We start from the raw sequence: 18775 nt of genomic DNA, 5'->3' as shown, positions 1-18775 counted from the left end.
AGAGTCTCTTGTAGTACTTATAACCAATCCCAAAAGTACGATTAGCGGTATCAAGCTTGTTCAGACTACTAGGCGTAGTACGTGCGCTTGTTTTTTTAGCTATTCTATTTTTTGGGAGTGGTGATAGTATGAAATGGAGTGTTTTTTACGTATTTGTATTCAGCTAGCATGAAACGGCTTGACGTAATATCAGTGAATATAGCGGTGCCATGTCATAAATATAACAAAACCATTTTAACACGTTCAACCGTGTTTTTACGTCGGCAAATATCTGCTCGCTGCCCTTGTATCCATCAGCGTCATAACCATATATAATGACGTCACACTTAATTGGGCGATACTTCATTAGGCGATACTTCATTAGGCAGTACCTCATTTCAGTGGTACGTTAGTCAGATAATGACAAGGCAGCGAGCTAAGCGTTGGCTAATGCGCACTAATTATCGAATATTTCCATAGGTCAAAAAATTATGTTATCAAAGATTATAGGCAGTGTGGTTGGCACTAAAAATGACCGCGAATTAAAGCGTATGCGCAAAGTGGTCAGTAAAATTAATGCACAAGAAGCCGAAATACAAGCACTGTCTGATGAGCAATTAAAACAAAAAACCGCAGAGTTTAAAGCACGGCATCAAAAGGGTGAAAGCTTAGATGCGTTACTGCCAGAAGCGTTTGCCGTCTGCCGTGAAGCATCATTACGCGTCAATAACATGCGTCACTATGATGTGCAGCTGATTGGTGGTATCACTTTGCACGAAGGCAAAATCGCTGAGATGAAAACTGGTGAAGGTAAAACCCTAATGGGTACCTTGGCCATGTATCTCAATGCGATCAGCGGTAAAGGCGTTCATTTGGTTACAGTTAATGATTATTTGGCGGCGCGTGATGCCGAATTGAACCGCCCGTTATTTGGCTTTTTGGGTATGACGGTTGGTGTTATTTATTCGCAGCAGCCACCGCAGGATAAAGTTGAGGCCTATCAAGCGGATATCACTTACGGTACCAATAATGAATACGGCTTTGATTATCTACGCGATAACATGGTGTTTAGTCTTGCTGAGAAAAAACAGCGTCCGCTGAACTTCTGTATTATCGATGAAATTGACTCTATTTTGATCGATGAAGCCCGTACGCCGCTCATTATTTCGGGTCAAGCCGAAGATTCATCACGTATGTACGCGCTGATTAATACCATTATCCCTGTGCTGATTCGCTCAAAAGACGAAGAGGCTAATAAGAATAATGAAGAAGAAGATTTTTGGATTGATGAAAAGAATCGCCAGATTGAAATCAGCGAAAAAGGCTATGAAAAAATTGAGCGTTTCTTAGTCGAAGTCGGTGAGCTTGGCGAAAACGAAAGCTTATATAGTCCAAGCCGTTTGCCGTTATTGGCTCACGTGCAAGCCGCCATTCGTGCGCATCATGTCTTTGTAAAAAATGTGCATTACATCGTTGATGAAGGCGAAGTGGTCATCGTTGATGAAAATACTGGTCGTACCATGCCGGGTCGTCGCTGGTCAGAAGGTCTACATCAAGCAGTAGAAGCCAAAGAAGGCGTCGATATTCAAGCAGAAAACCAAACGCTTGCGACCACCACATTCCAGAATTACTTCCGTCTTTATGACAAATTATCTGGTATGACGGGCACAGCAGATACCGAAGCGGCAGAATTCAAATCAACTTATGATTTAGATGTCATCGTCATTCCAACGCATGAGCCAATTGCTCGTATCGATATGGATGATCAGATTTTCTTGACCAAGCTAGGCAAGTACAAAGGCATTATCCGCGAAATTAAAGAAATTCAAGCCAAAGGTGCGCCAGTACTGGTTGGTACGGCGACGATTGAAGCCAGTGAAGAATTGTCTTATCTACTCGATCAAGAAGGCGTTAAGCACAATGTCTTGAATGCTAAGCAGCATGAGCGTGAGGCAGAAATTATCGCCCAAGCAGGTAGCCCAAAATCAGTCACTATTGCGACCAATATGGCAGGTCGTGGTACCGATATTATCCTTGGTGGTAATTGGCAGTCGTTTATTGAGGACATTGATGCGGTTAGCCCAGAGGAAATGCAGCGCTTAAAAGATCAATGGCAAGTCAAGCATGACAAAGTGGTTGAGGCAGGTGGTCTACATATTATTGGTTCTGAGCGCCATGAATCACGCCGTATTGATAACCAGTTGCGTGGTCGTGCCGGTCGTCAAGGTGACCCTGGTATGTCGCGTTTCTTCCTATCATTAGAAGATGACCTTATGCGTATCTTTGCAGGCGATCGCGTGGTCAATATGATGCGCGCCATGGGTCTTAAAGAAGACGAGGCCATCGAACACAAAATGGTCTCCAAATCGATTGAGAATGCGCAGGGTAAGGTTGAAAGTCGTGATTTTGATGCCCGTAAAAACCTATTGAAATACGATGATGTTGCCAATGAGCAGCGTAAAGTTATCTATGGTCAGCGTGATGACTTGTTGGCAGAGATGGATTTACTCGAGGCTCTCGAAGTGATGCATCGTGAAGTTTATAATGCCATGATCAACCAGTTTATTCCACCGGGCTCTATCGATGACCAATGGAATATCGATGGTTTAGAGGATGAGCTAGAAGATGAGTTCAAAATCTCGATGCCGATTAATGATTGGCTAGACGAGGATCGCCGCTTAGATGAAGAAGGACTGCGTGAAAAAATCATTCAAACAGCCTTAGAGCGCTATCATGGGCGCCGTGAGCAGATGGGTGAAAAAGACGCAGCTCAGCTAGAACGTCATTTTATGCTACAGAGTCTAGACAAGCATTGGAAAGAGCATCTAACGCAGATGGACCAGTTACGTAAAGGTATTCATTTACGTGGTTACGCACAAAAAAACCCAGAGCAAGAATATAAGCGTGAGTCGTTTGAGTTGTTCCAAATGATGCTAGGTGCGATTAAATCTGAAACAGTACAAGATTTATCACGTGTACATATTCCTACCAAAGAAGAGCTAGAAGCATTGGAAGCGCAGCAACGTGAGAATGCTGCTCATATGCAAATGCAGTTCGAGCATAATGACATTGATAACTTAGATAGTGGCGCAAGCAACTCAGCTGCACAGTCGCAACCTGACAACCGTGCTGTAGCCAGTGCAGCAGCAGCGGCTTCGATAGCAGGGAGTACAGCTGGTGAGCCAAACCCATATGCAGGCTCAAACATCAGCCGTAATGCGCCTTGTCCGTGTGGCTCAGGCCTCAAATACAAACACTGTCATGGCAAAATTTAGCTCTAATAAGTAGGTGTGGACGCTAGGTACTGAATCGTTAGTAAAGATATATTAGCAATACTATAGGAAAAGCCCTTATCTAAAGTGGATAGGGGTTTTTTGGTATTTATTAAGACACGCACTAATACTCTCAGATATAGTCGCTGAACTACTAAGTCACTACGGCGTTATCCTTCTTAGATGTACTACTTGTACAATCTACAGTTGGCTGCCTTATACTCATTTTAGAGTTCTTTGACTATATGCTGTATTGATTTCTTACAAATTCAGCGTAGGCGTGTATTTATTGACAGGCTATAGTATTTAACAGATTTATTTGGAGAGTGTTATGAGTTTAGAGTTAGCAAAAGGGTTACGTCGTTCAATGGCGTTGACGGCACTGCTTGCTGGTGTGTTGTCTATCAGCGCCTGTCAGCAACAGCCAGAGACAGAGGGTGATATAGAAGACGGTATTAATACTGAAGAAACAGTACCAATGTCTGCTGAACCTGCTGAGCCGACTGAAGTGATCATTGATACTACAGATACATCGGTCGATGAAGTAGAAGGTGATGCGGCTATCTCGATGGATAGTGCTGCTGAAGATAGCGATGCTGATGAGGACACACCCTAAAACATTCACTATGGTCGAAGCAATAAAAAAAGCAACGTTATCGTTGCTTTTTTTATTACCGACTTTTGGCTCACTTATGCGTATTACTATCCTCATGATCTAAAAACCCTTCTTCTCGTACATCCAATTCTTCATGTTTCAGCGCTACTTGAATGGTATCGGTATGAGTATGCGTGGTTTTACTGATATCTATTTCTTGGACAGTATAGGTTTCCTTCATAATGGTAGCTACTTGGCGAGACAAGACCATTTCGATAGGGTCATCACCGATTTGTATTTGCTTACCATTAATGGTGATAACGGCTTTACTGTCCAATGATGGTTCAACATGACGCAATATATCCTGTTTGTCATAATCACCAGACAATAGGTCCTGACTTTCTGCATCATTGAACTCAGTGCGAATGGTAAGGTATTCTTCTACTAGCTCGATGGGTACATCAACGGTTCTAGTGCGCGCATGCTTAGTGACCGTGACTTTTCCGACATCCAAGCGTTCTTTGTTAATGACTGGACGTTCTTCTAGCAATTCTAAATAACCAGTTTTTTTTTCATCACTGATGCCTTTCTTGTCAGTTTGTTGATCAGGTGGTAAAACTTGATTTTTGTCTGATCTGTCTAGGCGCTTGTCTTTATTGTTATTAGTGGTCATCATCGTTTCCTTATAATTGAGCAATATTTATAGTTATACAGGAATGGAGGGCGAGTATTGAAAAATTTGGTTCATTTAACGTTATTATTTTTTGCGGGCGTTTTATCAGCAATGTTTAACATGGCTTAGATAGTCAAACCCATATAAATCTGCTACATCGTCATCCTCGCTGACCATACTAATATATAGCTTGCACTCGGTTTTTTTGTATCGAAATTATTTGAACTCAACTATATGAATGAGTAAAAGCTGAGCAAAAAAAAGACCAGAGTTATACCCTGATCTTAATTTTCTAAGCGAAAATCTAAATAGAAAAACCTAAATAGCTAAACTTAGCTACTTGTGACTGTTATCTTTATCTAGATTTCATTTAGTTGTAATGACAGTCAAATAATGTGGTGGTGTAGTGTATTACAGATCACGTGCGCGGCGTACGTCTTCTGCAGTGATTCCCTCGCGATCTATGACATTGCCTTCACGGTCGACCACATTTCCGTCACGATCAACGTCTAACTCTTCACGCTGAATGGTTTCAACGATAGTTTCGGTATGACGGTCGGTTGTTTTACCAACATTGACCTCTTCTGACACATAGGTATCTTTACCAACGCGTGCACGTTCCGCTTGTAACTCGACTTCAACTGTTTCATCACCATTTACATCACCGATACGGCGGTCTGTCGGACGGTCGACATTGGTACGTTGAATATTGGCATGCTCTTCTTCTAGCTCGACATCGACATTACGCTCTTCAGTGACCACATGCTTACCGACTTTAACTAAGCCAGCGACGATACGGTCTTTATTGACAGTTAGACGCTCTTCTAGTAACTCTAGGGTATTTGGTGCTTCATAGGCATGATCAGCGATTTCCATGCGCTCTGCAGGAGGAACACTATCAGCGACAAAGGCTTGGCGATCTTTTTGATGTTGATCTTTATAACTATACTGATAGTCATGATCATATACTTCCATAGCTTCTACTTGAGCTTTGGTTAAGCTATCAAAGAATACATCATCACCAACGATACGAGCGAGACCTGCTGGTACTAGTACTTCTTTTGAGCTGAACCAGCCACCTGCATCAACAATGAGATAACGGATACGGCCAGTGGTATCTTCTACCAACGCACCTTCAATTTTACCGACTTTGTCTTCATTGACACCATATGCAGTTTTGCCTGTTGGATCATAATAGTCGTCACCAATAAGGTCATGGTGAGTTGCTTGGATATCTTTTAAACGGATTAGTTGGCTCATTGTTGTCTTCCTTTTTTATGAGTTAATTATTTTATGGGATAATTATTAATAGTTATTTGAATAATAGTACATCTTCAAGAAAAATATTTTTATAATCAATTACTTAATAAGTCATAAGAAAACTCTATATCGACTTGTAATAATCCTAACATCAGGATTTCTGATGAGATATATGAGCAAGGTAGCAAAGTGTGCACTTGAAGTAATTGCGTGTAATAGGCTGTAAATGGCATAACATAGGTGGGGGTATACATTAACGTGTTTTTACAGAGAGTAATGTTTTGAGGGTATTGAGAGTAGATAGACATAAAAAAACCGCAGTGTTTGATACACTGCGGTTTTTTGAATATTAAGAATTCTTTAATGCTCAAGGCAATTCTATATTTAACAAATCCGCCTTAAGCCAGTTCTATGGCAACTGCCACTGCTTCACCGCCACCGATACATAAGGTGGCAACGCCTTTTTTACCGCCAGTGCGTTTTAGAGAGTTGATCAGAGTGACTAAAATACGAGCACCAGAACAGCCTACTGGATGACCCAGTGCACAAGCACCACCTTCTACGTTGACTTTGGCATGGTCAATTTTTAGCTCGTCCATCGCAGCCATGGTAACCATCGCAAAGGCTTCGTTGATTTCCCATAGGTCGACATCGGCCACCGACCAACCAGCACTAGCCAGTACTTTTTCAATCGCACCGATTGGTGCAATGGTAAATTCGCTTGGATGACGAGAGTTGGATGCTGTAGCGATGATACGTGCTTGGTAATCCAAACCTTCAGCTTGCGCTTGCGATTCTTTCATGACGACCACGGCGGCAGCACCATCAGATATCGAGCTGGCGTTTGCCGCAGTGATGGTACCATCTTTGGCAAATGCTGGGCGTAAGGTAGGAATACGATCGGCATTGGCAAGAGGTGGTTGCTCATCAGTATCAATCGTTTGCTCACCTTTACGAGTTTTAAAGGTAACCGCTTCGATTTCATCTGCAAAGTGACCATCTTTGATAGCTGTTAGTGCACGATTGAGAGATTCGATAGCAAACTCATCCATTTGCTCGCGCGTATAGCCTTTTTCATTCGCCATTTCTTGAGCGAAACTACCCATCAGCTTGCCAGTTTCAGCATCTTCTAAACCATCCAAGAACATATGGTCTTTGACCTCTTTATGTCCCATACGATAGCCGCCACGTGAGCCTGGCAGGATATAGGGTGCGTTGGTCATTGATTCCATACCACCTGCAACCGCGACATTGAAGCTACCTGCTTTGATACCGTCATGTGCTTGCATGACTGCTTTTAGGCCTGAGCCACACAGTTTGTTAATAGTGACAGCACCAGTTGCATCAGACAAACCTGCTTTACGCATTGCTTGACGGGCAGGACCTTGACCCAGACCTGCAGTCAAGATACAGCCCATGATAACTTCATCAATGTTATCACTACTAACACCTGAGCGCTCGACCGCAGCTTTAATGGCAGCGGCTCCAAGATCTGTCGCACTCATATCTTTTAAGGCACCTTGGAAGCCGCCCATTGGAGTACGTGCGCCGTTTAAAATTACAATTGCATCATTTGACATTTTTATTATTCCCTTTTACGTATTTTAAATGAGAGTATTTTACGCTGAGTAAAATCAAACATTTATTCATTATCAAACGCAGATAGGTGAGCAGCAGTTTCAGTTACTTAGTTTTATGCTAGCTCATCTAAGCGAATGCGTACTACTTTATCAGTAATGGTTTCTAAGTTTTCAATTTTTTCAATCGCTAAGTTCATCTGACTCTCAACCACAGGTAAGGTCAGAATAATTACTGGGACTTGACCAACTTTATGTGCAGGCTTTTGTAAAATCGCATCGATATTGATACCAGCATCGCTTAGGATGCGAGTGATATCGGCCAATACCCCAGGGTTGTCACTGGCATGTACACGCAGATAGTAACCAGTCGTCATCTGCTCAGCGCGTAATATTGGTGTGTCTGATAATTGCTCAGGGATAAATGCCAGATGCGGTACATGATGCCCGTGGTTGTTTTGATTGTTGCTGTCTTGCTCATCGCCATCTTTGTTACCTAACACGCGAACCAAATCCATGACATCGGCCATGACTGCAGAAGCCGTCGCCCCAGCGCCAGCGCCATCCCCGCAATAGAGCGTTTGTCCAAGTGGATGAGAGTTAACCAAGACTGCATTTTTTACGCCATTGACATTAGCCAATAGCGCATTTTGCGGGATAAGCGTTGGATGTACACGTAACTCGATGCCAGCGGCGGCATTGTCACCCTGACCATCACGGCGTACAGCAAAGCCTAAATGCTTGATACGGTAGCCAAGCTCTTCAGCATAGTTCACATCTTGCAAGGTAATACCAGTGATGCCCTCACAGTAGACCTTATCAAACTGTAATGGGATACCAAATGCAATAGAGGCGAGTAGGGCGAGTTTATGCGCCGCATCGATACCTTCCACATCAAACGTTGGATCTGCTTCAGCATAACCTAGCTCTTGTGCTTCGCTCAGCACATCGGAGAACGGACGACCTTTATCACGCATTTCGGTCATGATGAAGTTGCCAGTTCCGTTGATGATACCTGCAAGCCAATTGACTTTATTGGCCGCTAACGCTTCACGCATTACTTTAATGATGGGAATACCGCCTGCCACTGCTGCTTCATAGGCGACATGGACGTTATTGTCTTCTGCAAATGCAAAAATTTCATTGCCATGTTCAGCCAATAGTGCTTTGTTTGCAGTGACGACATGTTTGCCATTTTTAATAGCGTGCATGATGACATCTTTAGCTAAAGTAGTACCACCGATCACTTCGATAACAATGTCGACATTATCGCTTGCAGCCACTGCCATCAAGTCACTGTTTTGAATAATATTAGGATCAATATTATCACGCTGACGGCGCGTACCAACTTCGGTAATAATAATATCATGGCCGCTACGGCGCTTTAGCTCAGCTAAGTTGTCATTAATAAGATTGATCACGCCAGTGCCGACAGTGCCCAGACCAAGTATCGCTAGTTTGATGGAATTGCTCACAGTATCCTCAAGAGGTTAAATATAATGAATCAAGTGCAAAACTATTACAGGTCAAATTTACTAATAGTAATAAGCGTACTTTGACAGTAGTAGTGCTATCGTGACTTCATTATAGTTGAATAAAAAGTACTCAAATAAAAGTAGTATGCTGCAGATTTTTCATAGCGTTTTATCGTATCATACCGACAAGCAGTTGTGACGTCTACACAATATCGCCACCGTTATGTTTCCATTTTTAAAATGAAAACATGACCTAGTTTACTATTTATAGTAATACCGCTCATCGTTCTTATCTCTAAAACTATCTGCTAGCAAGTATAGATATCAATAATGATTAACGCATACAATGAATCTTAGTTAGCGCCAGCGGCTTCTGCCAATTGTGCGGCAGGTAGATAGCCACCAATTTGTTGTCCTGCTTCAGTAAAGATAGCTGGGGTACCACGCACACCGAGTTTTGCACCCAAGGCCATATGCTCTTGTACAGGGTTTGCACAGCTAGGCGCTTGCACATTGGCGCCTGTTTTTGCTTGATTCATTGCCGCTTTGCGATCTTCACTGCACCAAATCGCTTCCATTTTTGGTATTGACTGTTGGCTACGTGGCCATGCTAAGTAACGCACTTCGACACCGCGCGCATTGATATCGTCTATTTCTGAATGCAGCTTACGGCAGTAACCACAGTCTGCATCAGTAAAGGCATAGATAATTGATTTTGTTTCACCTTTTGCTGGGTAAATAACCATGTCTTTTTTGTCGACTGCCTTTAACGCTTCTTGGGCCGTGCTAGCAACCAGTGCCGCACTAATATCTACAGGAGTTTGTTCACCGACTGCAATGATTTGCCCTTGAATGATGTGCTTACCTACTTTGTCAGTAAAGAAAGGTGGCAGACCTTCAGCCGTTACCCAATAAATACCATCCATATCCGTTGGTACTGCTGAAATGATGTTTTCCTCGATACCAGAAGCATTTAAGTTGGCTTGTAATGCTTCTACCACTGTAGCATCGCTATCCGTTGACGTTTTATCAGCACTGACGTTGCTCTCTGCGTTGCTGACAATACTGGTATTATTGGTGGCATCGGCAGCATTGTTTGAGCAGCCAGCAGCGATGCCAACCAGTAGAGTACTCATCATAAAACGAGAGAAAAGAGTACGAGAAAAGCGACTTTGCGAGGTGGTGCTTTTGATAGAGGGAAGCGACATACGGGTTTCCTATAGGCATCGTGCCTAATCATAAATTTGTTTTGAGAATGGAGCTAATAATAGTATACGTATGATAATGAATGCAAAACTCCTTAAGATTTTGAATATTAAGGAGATATAGAGAAATATTGATAATGTCAAGTAAACGGTAATTCCGACTATATTAACATATTTATAATAAATAATAGCCACGGGCTAGTAAGCTATATCGGTAAATAAAAGGCATGACAATAGTCGTATAGAAACAAGTGAGTCTTAAAAATAGGATACATTTGTACTATTTAATATTTATGCTCGTATCGCTAGGGTATTTAATACGCTTTATAGTATTTAACATTATTCTATAAGATTCTATATAATAATCCTTTGTATAGAACTATTTACCTCAAAAAATGCAGATAAGGACTACACATGGCAGGTGCCAGTTTATTATTATTACTTGATGATATTAGCCTATTGATGGACGATGTATCTGTCATGACTAAGATAGCAGCTAAAAAAACAGCTGGTTTGGTGGGGGATGATTTAGCACTCAATGCTGAACAAGTAACTGGCGTTAGGCCAAGCCGTGAACTGCCTGTTATTTGGGCAGTTGCTAAAGGCTCGTTTGTCAACAAGCTTATATTAGTACCAGCTGCACTGCTTATTAGTTATTTTATACCTTGGTTAATCACGCCTTTATTGATGATTGGTGGCCTATATTTGAGTTATGAAGGTGCTGAGAAGGTCATTCATAAGTTTTGGCCAAGGTTATTGCCGCATGATGAAGCGCATGAAGCACGAAGGGCGGCAAATGCAGATGATAATGTCGATATGGTCGAATTTGAAAAAGAGAAAGTTAAAGGCGCTATTCGTACTGATTTTATTTTATCAGCTGAGATATTAGTCATCTCTTTAGGTGCGGTAACCGCCGCAGGAGCAGATATTTTAGAAAAAGGTATTGTGCTCTCTATTGTTGCATTTGTTGTGACTGTTGGTATTTATGGTTTGGTTGCAGGTATTGTCAAAATTGATGATGCAGGTTTGCACTTGATTGAGAAGCCAGATGCTAGTGCTAGCAGCCGCAAGCTCGGTCAGTTTATGCTATCTGCTGCGCCAAAGCTAATGAAGTTTTTATCTGTTGCTGGCACGATAGCGATGTTCTTAGTGGGGGGAGGTATTCTCTCTCATGGTATTGCGCCTTTAGAGCATTTTTTAGAGGACATTGCGGGTAAAATAGGAATATTAGAGGGTTTAGTTCTTATGCTATTGCAGGGCATTATTGGTTTTGTGGTTGGTGCGATTGTTTTGGCTATCATCACTACTATTAATAACATGCGTGGTGATAACGCTTCTGCGGCTCACTAGTATTGCTATAGATGAAATGCTACTTAATAAAAACCCCGCATATTATAGAATATGCGGGGTTTTTTTATGCTTACAGTAATGTATTGCAATTAGCTGTCTGAATCATCAGCATCCAACTGTTCTGCTTGCGTTGGCTTCTTATGATCTGCTTTAGGCTTACGAGTGCGAGCCTTTGGTACTTTTGGCGTGGTCAGATTAAACATACCAGTCTGTGGTAGCAGTTGCTCAGCTACGTTTTCGATCATGTTTTTGTAACTGGCTATTGTCGTTTTTGACTTTTCCGCCTGAATCTCCTCTTTAGTAGGTTCTTCTACTTTAGATTCAAGTGCTTGTTCGATAGCAGTATCAGCGGTCGCTTCAGCAGCATTTTTGGCATCTACGTTTTCAGTAGCGCTCTCTACATCAGGTTGCTGGCTGTCAACTTCTGATAGTGCTTTATCGGTGGCTAGCAGTTGCTTACTATCAGCACTGATAGCATCAGTTTGATCTTGATTCGATAGGGCCGTTGCCTCAACTTGATGGGCATCTAATACGGCTGGCTGCTGATAGTCAGGATGCTGACCACGTGGATCATTACTGGCACGCTTGCTAACGGTGCGAGGCTCAACGTCTGTCTTCCCTGGGGCTGCTGCAAATTGACTGACAGCTTGGGTCATCATCTCGAAGCGTGATAGATAATCAGCCGTTAAAGGTTGATAGCCGTAGTTACTAAAGTCAAAGCTCTGACTCGCAAGCTCGCTGCCATTATTGGCGCTCACGCTTGCATCACTATCAGCACGTTGTGCTTGCTCCATGTGTAAAGCAACGGTTTCGATAAAGCAGTTAATCACGCCATCTGCTGTCAAGCGAGTCTGTGCTTCTGGCAACGTTGCACGAATAAACTCGCCAACCGTACCGTGAATAGCAGGTACGCTTGCTACTGCTTGTTCGTTGACTTTAGGCTCTGGTGTCACCTGTGATTGCGCCTGTTGACTAAGGACAACACGAGGATCATTACTGGCTTGACCAAACTTCTCAGCAGTCACGTAGCGTGATGCGAACAATGCCTCATGTGTCAGCTCAAGTGCGGATTTGCTCTTGGTACTGTCACCCTCATTGCTAGATTTTACGCTATTATCAGCTTTCTGAGCGCTCGCAGCCTTTTGAGCATTGTCACACTCGTCATTACCCTTAGCAGTTTCCTGATGCTTATCTGCTACTGGCTTCACAGTGTCGTCAGATGCGCTGTCTTTATCACTTTTAGACACGGACGGTTCACCTGTAACGGGTTCCTTGACATCAGTATTAGCATTAGCTTTCATGGTGTTGTGCTGACTATCGTCTTTAGCCGTGCTATCAACCTTAGCTTCACTGATTTCTACAGCGTTGCTAGCAGTCGCTTTTTCAGCCGCAACCTTATCGTCAGTCACTTTTTTATTAGTGTTTCTGTGATTAGTCTGCGCTTGAGCATTAGACGCTTTTGCTACTTTGTCTTTCGCAACCTCATTTGTTGAGCTTTGCTTTTCAGTAGCTTGAGACTTTGTCTGCATCGATTTACTGTCATCTAAAGACAAATGCACAACTTCTGATGGCTTAAGCGCAGCAGGTGCTTCGTTGACCTGTAGCACGACTTCGTTAGGGTTTTGATTACGGCGGGTATTAGCTTGGTTTTTGCTGCCATTATTACCTGAAGCTGATTGCTGTTTGATATTATCAGCTGTTAGCGTTTCACCGCGCTCTAACTTGCCACGTGAGCCGCGTTGGCTATGCGACTTACGTTTATTACGAGTTTGCTCATCTGCTGAGCTGCTGTCTTTATCAGTAGTCTCATTGCGCTCGCTTGCATTACGGTTACTGTGTTGACGGTTGCCGTTTTGAGCGTGGCTATCTTGACGACTATTACGATTTCGATCGTTCGTGCGTTTATTACCCTGTTGACGTTTGTCTTGATTGCTAGACTGTTTGTCATCAGTATCATTTACGGCATTATTCGACGCATTACGTTCTGTGTCGCTGTTTACATTACTGGTGCTCTCATCGGTTTGCTCTTTTCTTTGACGCGGCTTAGATGATCTAGACTTGCGAGGCTTACGTCTTCTTCTGTCTTCGCTATTACCGTCCTCAGTGTTGTTGTCTGAGTTACGACGCGTCTGTTGATTATTGGTGTTGTTATTTGATGATTGATTATCACTTTTCTGATGACGGTCTTGCTGAGTTGCTTGCGCGTTATCTGCAGCATTATTCAAAGCACTGTTATCAATTTGACCAAATGAACCTAAGCTTTGTGCGCCGTTATTCACCAGTGCCTCAATGGCTTCTGCTGCATCATGACTGCTGACGTTAGGCGTTGTCGTGGCTTGAGGCGCTTGAGCAAATAGATTAGATAACCAGGCCACTGCTTGTGGTTGGGCGGCTGTCTCAACTTTAGCTGGTTGTGTTGCTACTGGAGCAGTCGTTGGTGCTGCAACGCTTTGATTTTTATTAGCTTGAGATGCACGTGTAGATGAAACATTGGTCGCACTTTTATTGTTGCGACGATCATTACTGTGCTCAACTGTTGTAGTTGGTTTATTAGTGGCTTTATTTGCTGCTGTTTGGCGTGGCTGGCGAGTAGGCTGTTGCTCAGGGCGTTCTTTTTCAGCCGTTTGCCAATCAACATTGTAGCCAAGGTCGCTATGTTCTTGCTGCTGAGTGTCGGTAATGCGCTCATAGCTTGATGGCGCAAAACCATCACGGTTAAAGTGCAGTTTGAAATTTGGTGACTCTAAATGTGCATGTGGCAAGATAGTAATACGAGTACCACTGTCTTGTTCAAGATAGACTAAACTGTCGCGCTTTTCATTTAATAAGAATGCGGCGATGTCAGTTGGCACTTCAGCTTGTACCTCACCTTGACGTTCTTTTAGCGCGATTTGCTCGATCTGACGCATAATCGATAGTGATAATGAGCGCAAGTCACGAATCATACCATTACCATGGCAGCGTGGGCAGATATAGCCAGTTGACTCTTCTAGTGAAGGACGTAAGCGCTGACGGCTCATTTCCATCAAACCAAACTTAGAAATATCACCAAACTGAACGCGCGCACGGTCATATTTGGTGGCATCAATGAGACGTTTTTCGACTTCTTTTTGATGCTTGTTATCATTCATGTCAATGAAGTCAATAACAATCAAACCACCCATATCACGTAGGCGTAATTGACGCGCAATTTCGTCTGCTGCTTCAAGGTTGGTATGGTAAGCGGTCTCAGCAACGTCTGACCCTTTGGTCGATTTGGCTGAGTTGATATCGATTGAAACCAGTGCTTCTGTTTGATCAATAACGATTGAGCCACCTGATGGCAAACGAACTTCACGTTGATAAGCCGTTTCGATTTGTTTTTCGATATTAAAGCGCGAAAACATCGGCTCATAATCGGTATATTTGCGCAGTTTTTCGGCTTGCTTTGGCATCACTGCATCGATAAACCCTGCCGCTTCGACGTATGCGTTTTCGTTATCAATCCAAATCTCAGCAATGTCATCACGCAGATAGTCACGAACAGCACGTGTGACGACGCCTGCTTCTTGGTGAACCAAGCGCGGTGATGGATATTTTTGGTTTTGTTCTTGGATGGCTTGCCAGATATTGAGCAAGTGGTTCAAATCGTGTTGCAAGTCTTCTTGAGTTTTGCCAATACCTGCAGTACGAATGATGACACTCATGCCTTTGGGTAAATCAAGATTACCCAGCATGCGTTTCATGTCTTCACGTAGCTTGCCTGAGATTTGACGTGAGATACCGCCGCCACGAGGATTGTTTGGCATCAATACCAGATAACGTCCTGCTAATGATACGTAAGTCGATAGGGCAGCGCCTTTATTGCCGCGCTCTTCTTTTTCGACTTGAACGATGAGTTCGTCGCCTTCTTTAATCAGTTTTTTGATATTTTCATCACGTGGGTTGCCGCTTAGATATTCGGTAGAGATTTCGCGAATTGGCAAAAACCCTTGGCGCTGTGAGCCATACTCTACAAAAACCGCTTCGAGTGATGGTTCGACACGAGTTACGTGACCTTTATAGATGTTAGATTTTTTCTGTTCACGCGTACGATTTTCTAAGTCGAAATCATACAGATGATTGCCTTTACATAAGGCGACACGAATCTCTTCGTTTTGAGTTGCGTTGATCAAAATGCGTTTCATATTTATATCCTATGAGTACGCACAACAACGACAAGATGGGCTTTAGAGCATAATGGCAAGTGTGGCTAGTATTTTAAATTAGCATTTGTAGATGTTAGTTAACAGTCGAACGTCACTGAGGTATTTAAGAAAGCACGTAGGCTTTTCAATGGCTTATTTTTACCTAAATTTTTTAGCAGTGCTAATGTAAATATAAATTTTATAGGGTGTAAGGCTATGTGTTTATATCCTATTATTGATAGGTTTGGTCTAAATGTTAATAGCCCAGCTTGTGATTAAAGTTTCAGTATCATTAGGTTTAGTTGGTAGCTATGTCAGCGCACTTTGTAAGAGTGGGCGACGGTCAGTTACTGACTTAACATCTTGATATCGAAAAAATCTGGCTGTTGCAATCAATCTCTCAAAGTCTAACAATAATATCGCTGTTATCAGTACTATGATTAAGTAGTAGTGGTCAGCAGTTATTTCTCTAGGTAAAGCAATTGGTCACTCTGTATTTGTCGTTCTGACTGGTATAACGTCAATAATATCTTGGGTGTTTTAGTTGTAAAGTTAGGTCTCGCGGCTCTCATTATCAGCGGGGCGTACTTGGCAAACAGAATAAATGACCAAACTATTGGTGTGGTGCTGTATTTATATCTTGCTTATCGTTATCTGTTTGACCACTAATACTTGGGCAGCTATCGATATATTTATCGACCCTAATACTAAATCACCCATACTTGCTCAACTATGCTTGTCTAAAGAATCATCAGATAATCAGTCATTAAATAATGAATAATTATCAAAAAAGTCGTTGTCATGCAGGTTGTGAGTCAATTTAGTGTCATTTGCGTTTAAGTGTCATTTGCGTTTAATAGTATTCGAGCTTAATAAAAAGGCGTTCTGCCAATTTTATAAGCGTTGAATTTACGAACACAAAGGTATTTAGTTAGTGTCACTATTTATTTTGTGGCACTGAATAACATCAGTGCAGTTTTTCAATTTATGGGGCAATATCTAGAAGTATCTGTAAATGATCGTCCTAAATACATAATGCGCCCGAAAATTAGATGAAAGGGACAATCTTGGCAGGGCATACAGCCTATACCTTGTTGCTAGCAAGTAGCAAAAATGGTAATGAACTCTCTGAAACAACAATGATTATTGCCGCAGTCTCTGCTTAATCGTCGTTCAACATGTTAAACTATAGCAAATCTTTGTGTAAATACCTAACTAAAAATGCGAACTCAAAAATGACTGAAGATGTACCTATCCACGAAGCACCTGCTATTTTTAATAGCAAAACACGCCCGCAAAGCGCTGATGACGAAATCAGTAACTTTGGCAAGGTGAATTATCTCGAAGTAACTCGCCATCAGCACGATCAACGCTTGGATAACTTTTTGCTGAACCGGTTGAAAGGTTTACCAAAATCGCATATCTACAAAATGATTCGCTCTGATGAGGTTCGGGTTAATAATAAACGCTGTAAAGCGCATGATAGACTACAGCGTGAAGACGTGGTACGTATCGCGCCAGTGGTACTCGCTACCCGCGAAAAGCCCATTATTAGTGAAGAGTTTGCCAAAAGCCTACTAGCACGCGTGGTCTATGAAGATGACGGTTTATTAGTGCTAAATAAACCCTCTGGTATTGCTGTTCATGGTGGTAGTGGTTTGGACTTTGGTGTTATTGAAGCCATGCGTGAAGTCACTGGTAAAAAGTACTTAGAGTTGATACATCGTATTGATAAAGATACGTCGGGTCTATTGATGATTTCTAAAAAGCGTTCAGCGCTAAAGGCATTGCAGCAGCATCTGGTAGACAAAACCATCCAAAAGCATTATTTATGTATCGCAAAAGGGCAGCCTGCACTAGATGAGCAACGTATCGATGCGCCATTACTACGCTATACAGTCGCTAGTGGTGAACGCCGCGTCAAAGTCGATGCGCAAGACCCACAAGCCAAAGAAAGCCAGACAGATATTATCGTTCATAATCGTTTTACGATTGCTGATCAGCCAGTGAGCTTAATCGAAGCCAAACCTCTGACAGGGCGCACTCACCAAATACGTGTGCATTTAGCTCATATTGGCCATGCAATCTTAGGTGATGATAAATATAACGTGCATGACAAGTCAGGTGTTCATCGTCTGTGTCTACATGCGTGGCGCTTAGATATCCCAGGTTATGAAACCATTACCGCACCACTACCAGATGACATGGCAGACTGGCTACCAGAGCAAACCAAACTGCCCGAATAAAATAACAAGCCAAATTTTTTGAGCATTAACTTTAAACGTCACGAACTCTTATTTTTCTAATAAGTCGCCGTGACGTTTTTGTATCCGCATTCATATGCGCTATTTATCATCGCTATTCGCTAAGGCTTATTCATGAGTGAACAATCTGCTGCCAGTACGCTAGCATCGGCTACAACTTCTCCGCTATCAACCAATCATCGTTTATCAGATAAGACACTGGTTATCTTTGATTGGGATGGAACCCTGATGGACTCCATCGGCTTAATCGTTGAATCTATGCATATCGCAGGAGAGGCGCATGGATTCCAAACGACAGATAAAGAAGTAAAAGACATCATTGGTCTTAGTCTAATGAATGGGATTGATATTTTATATCCTGAGGCAGATACATCACAAAAGCTTGCCATTCAACAAAGCTATGCAGATCACTATGTTGCCAACAGCCACAGTACGCCACTTTTCGCTCCTACAAAAAATATGTTACAGACCTTGCAAGCACAAGGTAAAAAGCTGGCGGTTGCTACAGGCAAGAAGCGCAAAGGCTTAGACCGGGTATTAGATGCTTCTAAAAGCCATGATTATTTTGTGATGACGCGCTGTGCTGATGAAGCAGGGTCGAAACCTGATCCGCAAATGCTGATAGATATTTTAGATAATACGCAGCAACAAGTGTCTGATGCGGTTTTTATCGGTGACAGTGTTTATGATATTCAAATGGCAACGCAACTTGGTATGACCAGTATAGCGGTCAATTACGGCACAGCTTCTAGTGCTGAGCTCGCCGCGCAGCAACCTACTTATCAGGTCGACACACCAGCAGCGCTGGCCGAGATTCTATGCGGATAATGTCAGTTTGAGTGTTTTAGTGATTTGAGAGTGCAGCGGCAATATGATTGTCTATGACAACAAAAAAGGGCCTATCTGAACCGACCCCCATAAGTTGGACACAACTTATGGGGTATTTTTATGCGTTACGA

11 protein-coding genes are annotated in these 18775 nt (G+C 42.5%); 5 read left to right on the top strand and 6 right to left on the bottom strand.

The features are described 5' to 3' along the window. The first annotated feature begins 470 nt into the window (after window positions 1–470). Entirely contained in the window at window positions 471–3254 is a 2784-nt protein-coding gene (secA, locus tag EI164_RS00980; RefSeq protein WP_192518138.1) for a preprotein translocase subunit SecA, read from the top strand. A 328-nt stretch (window positions 3255–3582) separates the two neighbouring features. Then, a complete protein-coding gene (locus tag EI164_RS00975; protein WP_192518137.1) occupies window positions 3583–3867 on the top strand; it encodes a hypothetical protein in 285 nt (94 codons plus the stop codon). A gap of 70 nt (window positions 3868–3937) precedes the next feature. Here EI164_RS00975 and EI164_RS00970 read toward each other — a convergent pair whose 3' ends face one another. The 5 genes from EI164_RS00970 to EI164_RS00950 form a co-directional block, all read right to left on the bottom strand. Then, the gene (locus tag EI164_RS00970) at window positions 3938–4519 is read right to left on the bottom strand and encodes a YsnF/AvaK domain-containing protein (RefSeq protein WP_225739052.1); all 582 of its coding nucleotides are present in this window, start codon (window positions 4517–4519) and stop codon (window positions 3938–3940) included. Window positions 4520–4930: 411 nt separating this feature from the next. Next, window positions 4931–5779: a DUF2382 domain-containing protein gene (locus tag EI164_RS00965; RefSeq protein WP_192518135.1), complete on the bottom strand. Its 849-nt coding sequence runs from the start codon at window positions 5777–5779 to the stop codon at window positions 4931–4933. A 398-nt stretch (window positions 5780–6177) separates the two neighbouring features. Continuing rightward, window positions 6178–7359, bottom strand: coding sequence for a thiolase family protein (locus tag EI164_RS00960; protein WP_192518134.1), 1182 nt, complete (start codon window positions 7357–7359; stop codon window positions 6178–6180). A gap of 113 nt (window positions 7360–7472) precedes the next feature. Further along, complete coding sequence (locus tag EI164_RS00955; protein ID WP_192518133.1) at window positions 7473–8831, bottom strand: homoserine dehydrogenase; 1359 nt, start codon at window positions 8829–8831, stop codon at window positions 7473–7475. A 353-nt stretch (window positions 8832–9184) separates the two neighbouring features. Further along, complete coding sequence (locus tag EI164_RS00950; RefSeq protein WP_413038418.1) at window positions 9185–9970, bottom strand: DsbC family protein; 786 nt, start codon at window positions 9968–9970, stop codon at window positions 9185–9187. Window positions 9971–10450: 480 nt separating this feature from the next. On the opposite strand from EI164_RS00950, the gene EI164_RS00945 reads away from it, so the two are divergent. Beyond that, the gene (locus tag EI164_RS00945; RefSeq protein ID WP_192518131.1) at window positions 10451–11386 is read left to right on the top strand and encodes a DUF808 domain-containing protein; all 936 of its coding nucleotides are present in this window, start codon (window positions 10451–10453) and stop codon (window positions 11384–11386) included. Between the two features lie 89 nt (window positions 11387–11475). On the opposite strand, the gene EI164_RS00940 is transcribed toward EI164_RS00945, so the two are convergent. Continuing rightward, window positions 11476–15552: an Rne/Rng family ribonuclease gene (locus tag EI164_RS00940; protein WP_192518130.1), complete on the bottom strand. Its 4077-nt coding sequence runs from the start codon at window positions 15550–15552 to the stop codon at window positions 11476–11478. 1235 nt (window positions 15553–16787) lie between these two features. Here EI164_RS00940 and EI164_RS00935 point away from each other — a divergent pair. Together EI164_RS00935 and EI164_RS00930 are read left to right on the top strand one after the other, a co-directional pair. Beyond that, window positions 16788–17798, top strand: coding sequence for an RluA family pseudouridine synthase (locus EI164_RS00935; protein ID WP_225739051.1), 1011 nt, complete (start codon window positions 16788–16790; stop codon window positions 17796–17798). A 132-nt stretch (window positions 17799–17930) separates the two neighbouring features. Next, window positions 17931–18644, top strand: a complete 714-nt coding sequence (locus tag EI164_RS00930) for an HAD family hydrolase (RefSeq protein WP_192518128.1) — start codon at window positions 17931–17933, stop codon at window positions 18642–18644. The last annotated feature ends 131 nt before the right edge of the window (window positions 18645–18775 follow it).

Source organism: Psychrobacter sp. FME13, from assembly GCF_014861395.1.
Taxonomy (GTDB): domain Bacteria; phylum Pseudomonadota; class Gammaproteobacteria; order Pseudomonadales; family Moraxellaceae; genus Psychrobacter.
Note: the sequence above shows the minus strand (reverse complement) of the source record. Positions and strands in the feature narration are given on the sequence as shown.

What these genes read in the sequence shown, in the direction of transcription:
- secA (WP_192518138.1), top strand. Translation starts at nt 471, where the DNA reads ATGTTATCAAAGATTATAGGCAGTGTGGTTGGCACTAAAAATGACCGC.
- EI164_RS00975 (WP_192518137.1), top strand. Translation starts at nt 3,583, where the DNA reads ATGAGTTTAGAGTTAGCAAAAGGGTTACGTCGTTCAATGGCGTTGACG.
- EI164_RS00970 (WP_225739052.1), bottom strand. Translation starts at nt 4,519, where the DNA reads ATGACCACTAATAACAATAAAGACAAGCGCCTAGACAGATCAGACAAA.
- EI164_RS00965 (WP_192518135.1), bottom strand. Translation starts at nt 5,779, where the DNA reads ATGAGCCAACTAATCCGTTTAAAAGATATCCAAGCAACTCACCATGAC.
- EI164_RS00960 (WP_192518134.1), bottom strand. Translation starts at nt 7,359, where the DNA reads ATGTCAAATGATGCAATTGTAATTTTAAACGGCGCACGTACTCCAATG.
- EI164_RS00950 (WP_413038418.1), bottom strand. Translation starts at nt 9,970, where the DNA reads ATGATGAGTACTCTACTGGTTGGCATCGCTGCTGGCTGCTCAAACAAT.
- EI164_RS00945 (WP_192518131.1), top strand. Translation starts at nt 10,451, where the DNA reads ATGGCAGGTGCCAGTTTATTATTATTACTTGATGATATTAGCCTATTG.
- EI164_RS00940 (WP_192518130.1), bottom strand. Translation starts at nt 15,552, where the DNA reads ATGAAACGCATTTTGATCAACGCAACTCAAAACGAAGAGATTCGTGTC.
- EI164_RS00935 (WP_225739051.1), top strand. Translation starts at nt 16,788, where the DNA reads ATGACTGAAGATGTACCTATCCACGAAGCACCTGCTATTTTTAATAGC.
- EI164_RS00930 (WP_192518128.1), top strand. Translation starts at nt 17,931, where the DNA reads ATGAGTGAACAATCTGCTGCCAGTACGCTAGCATCGGCTACAACTTCT.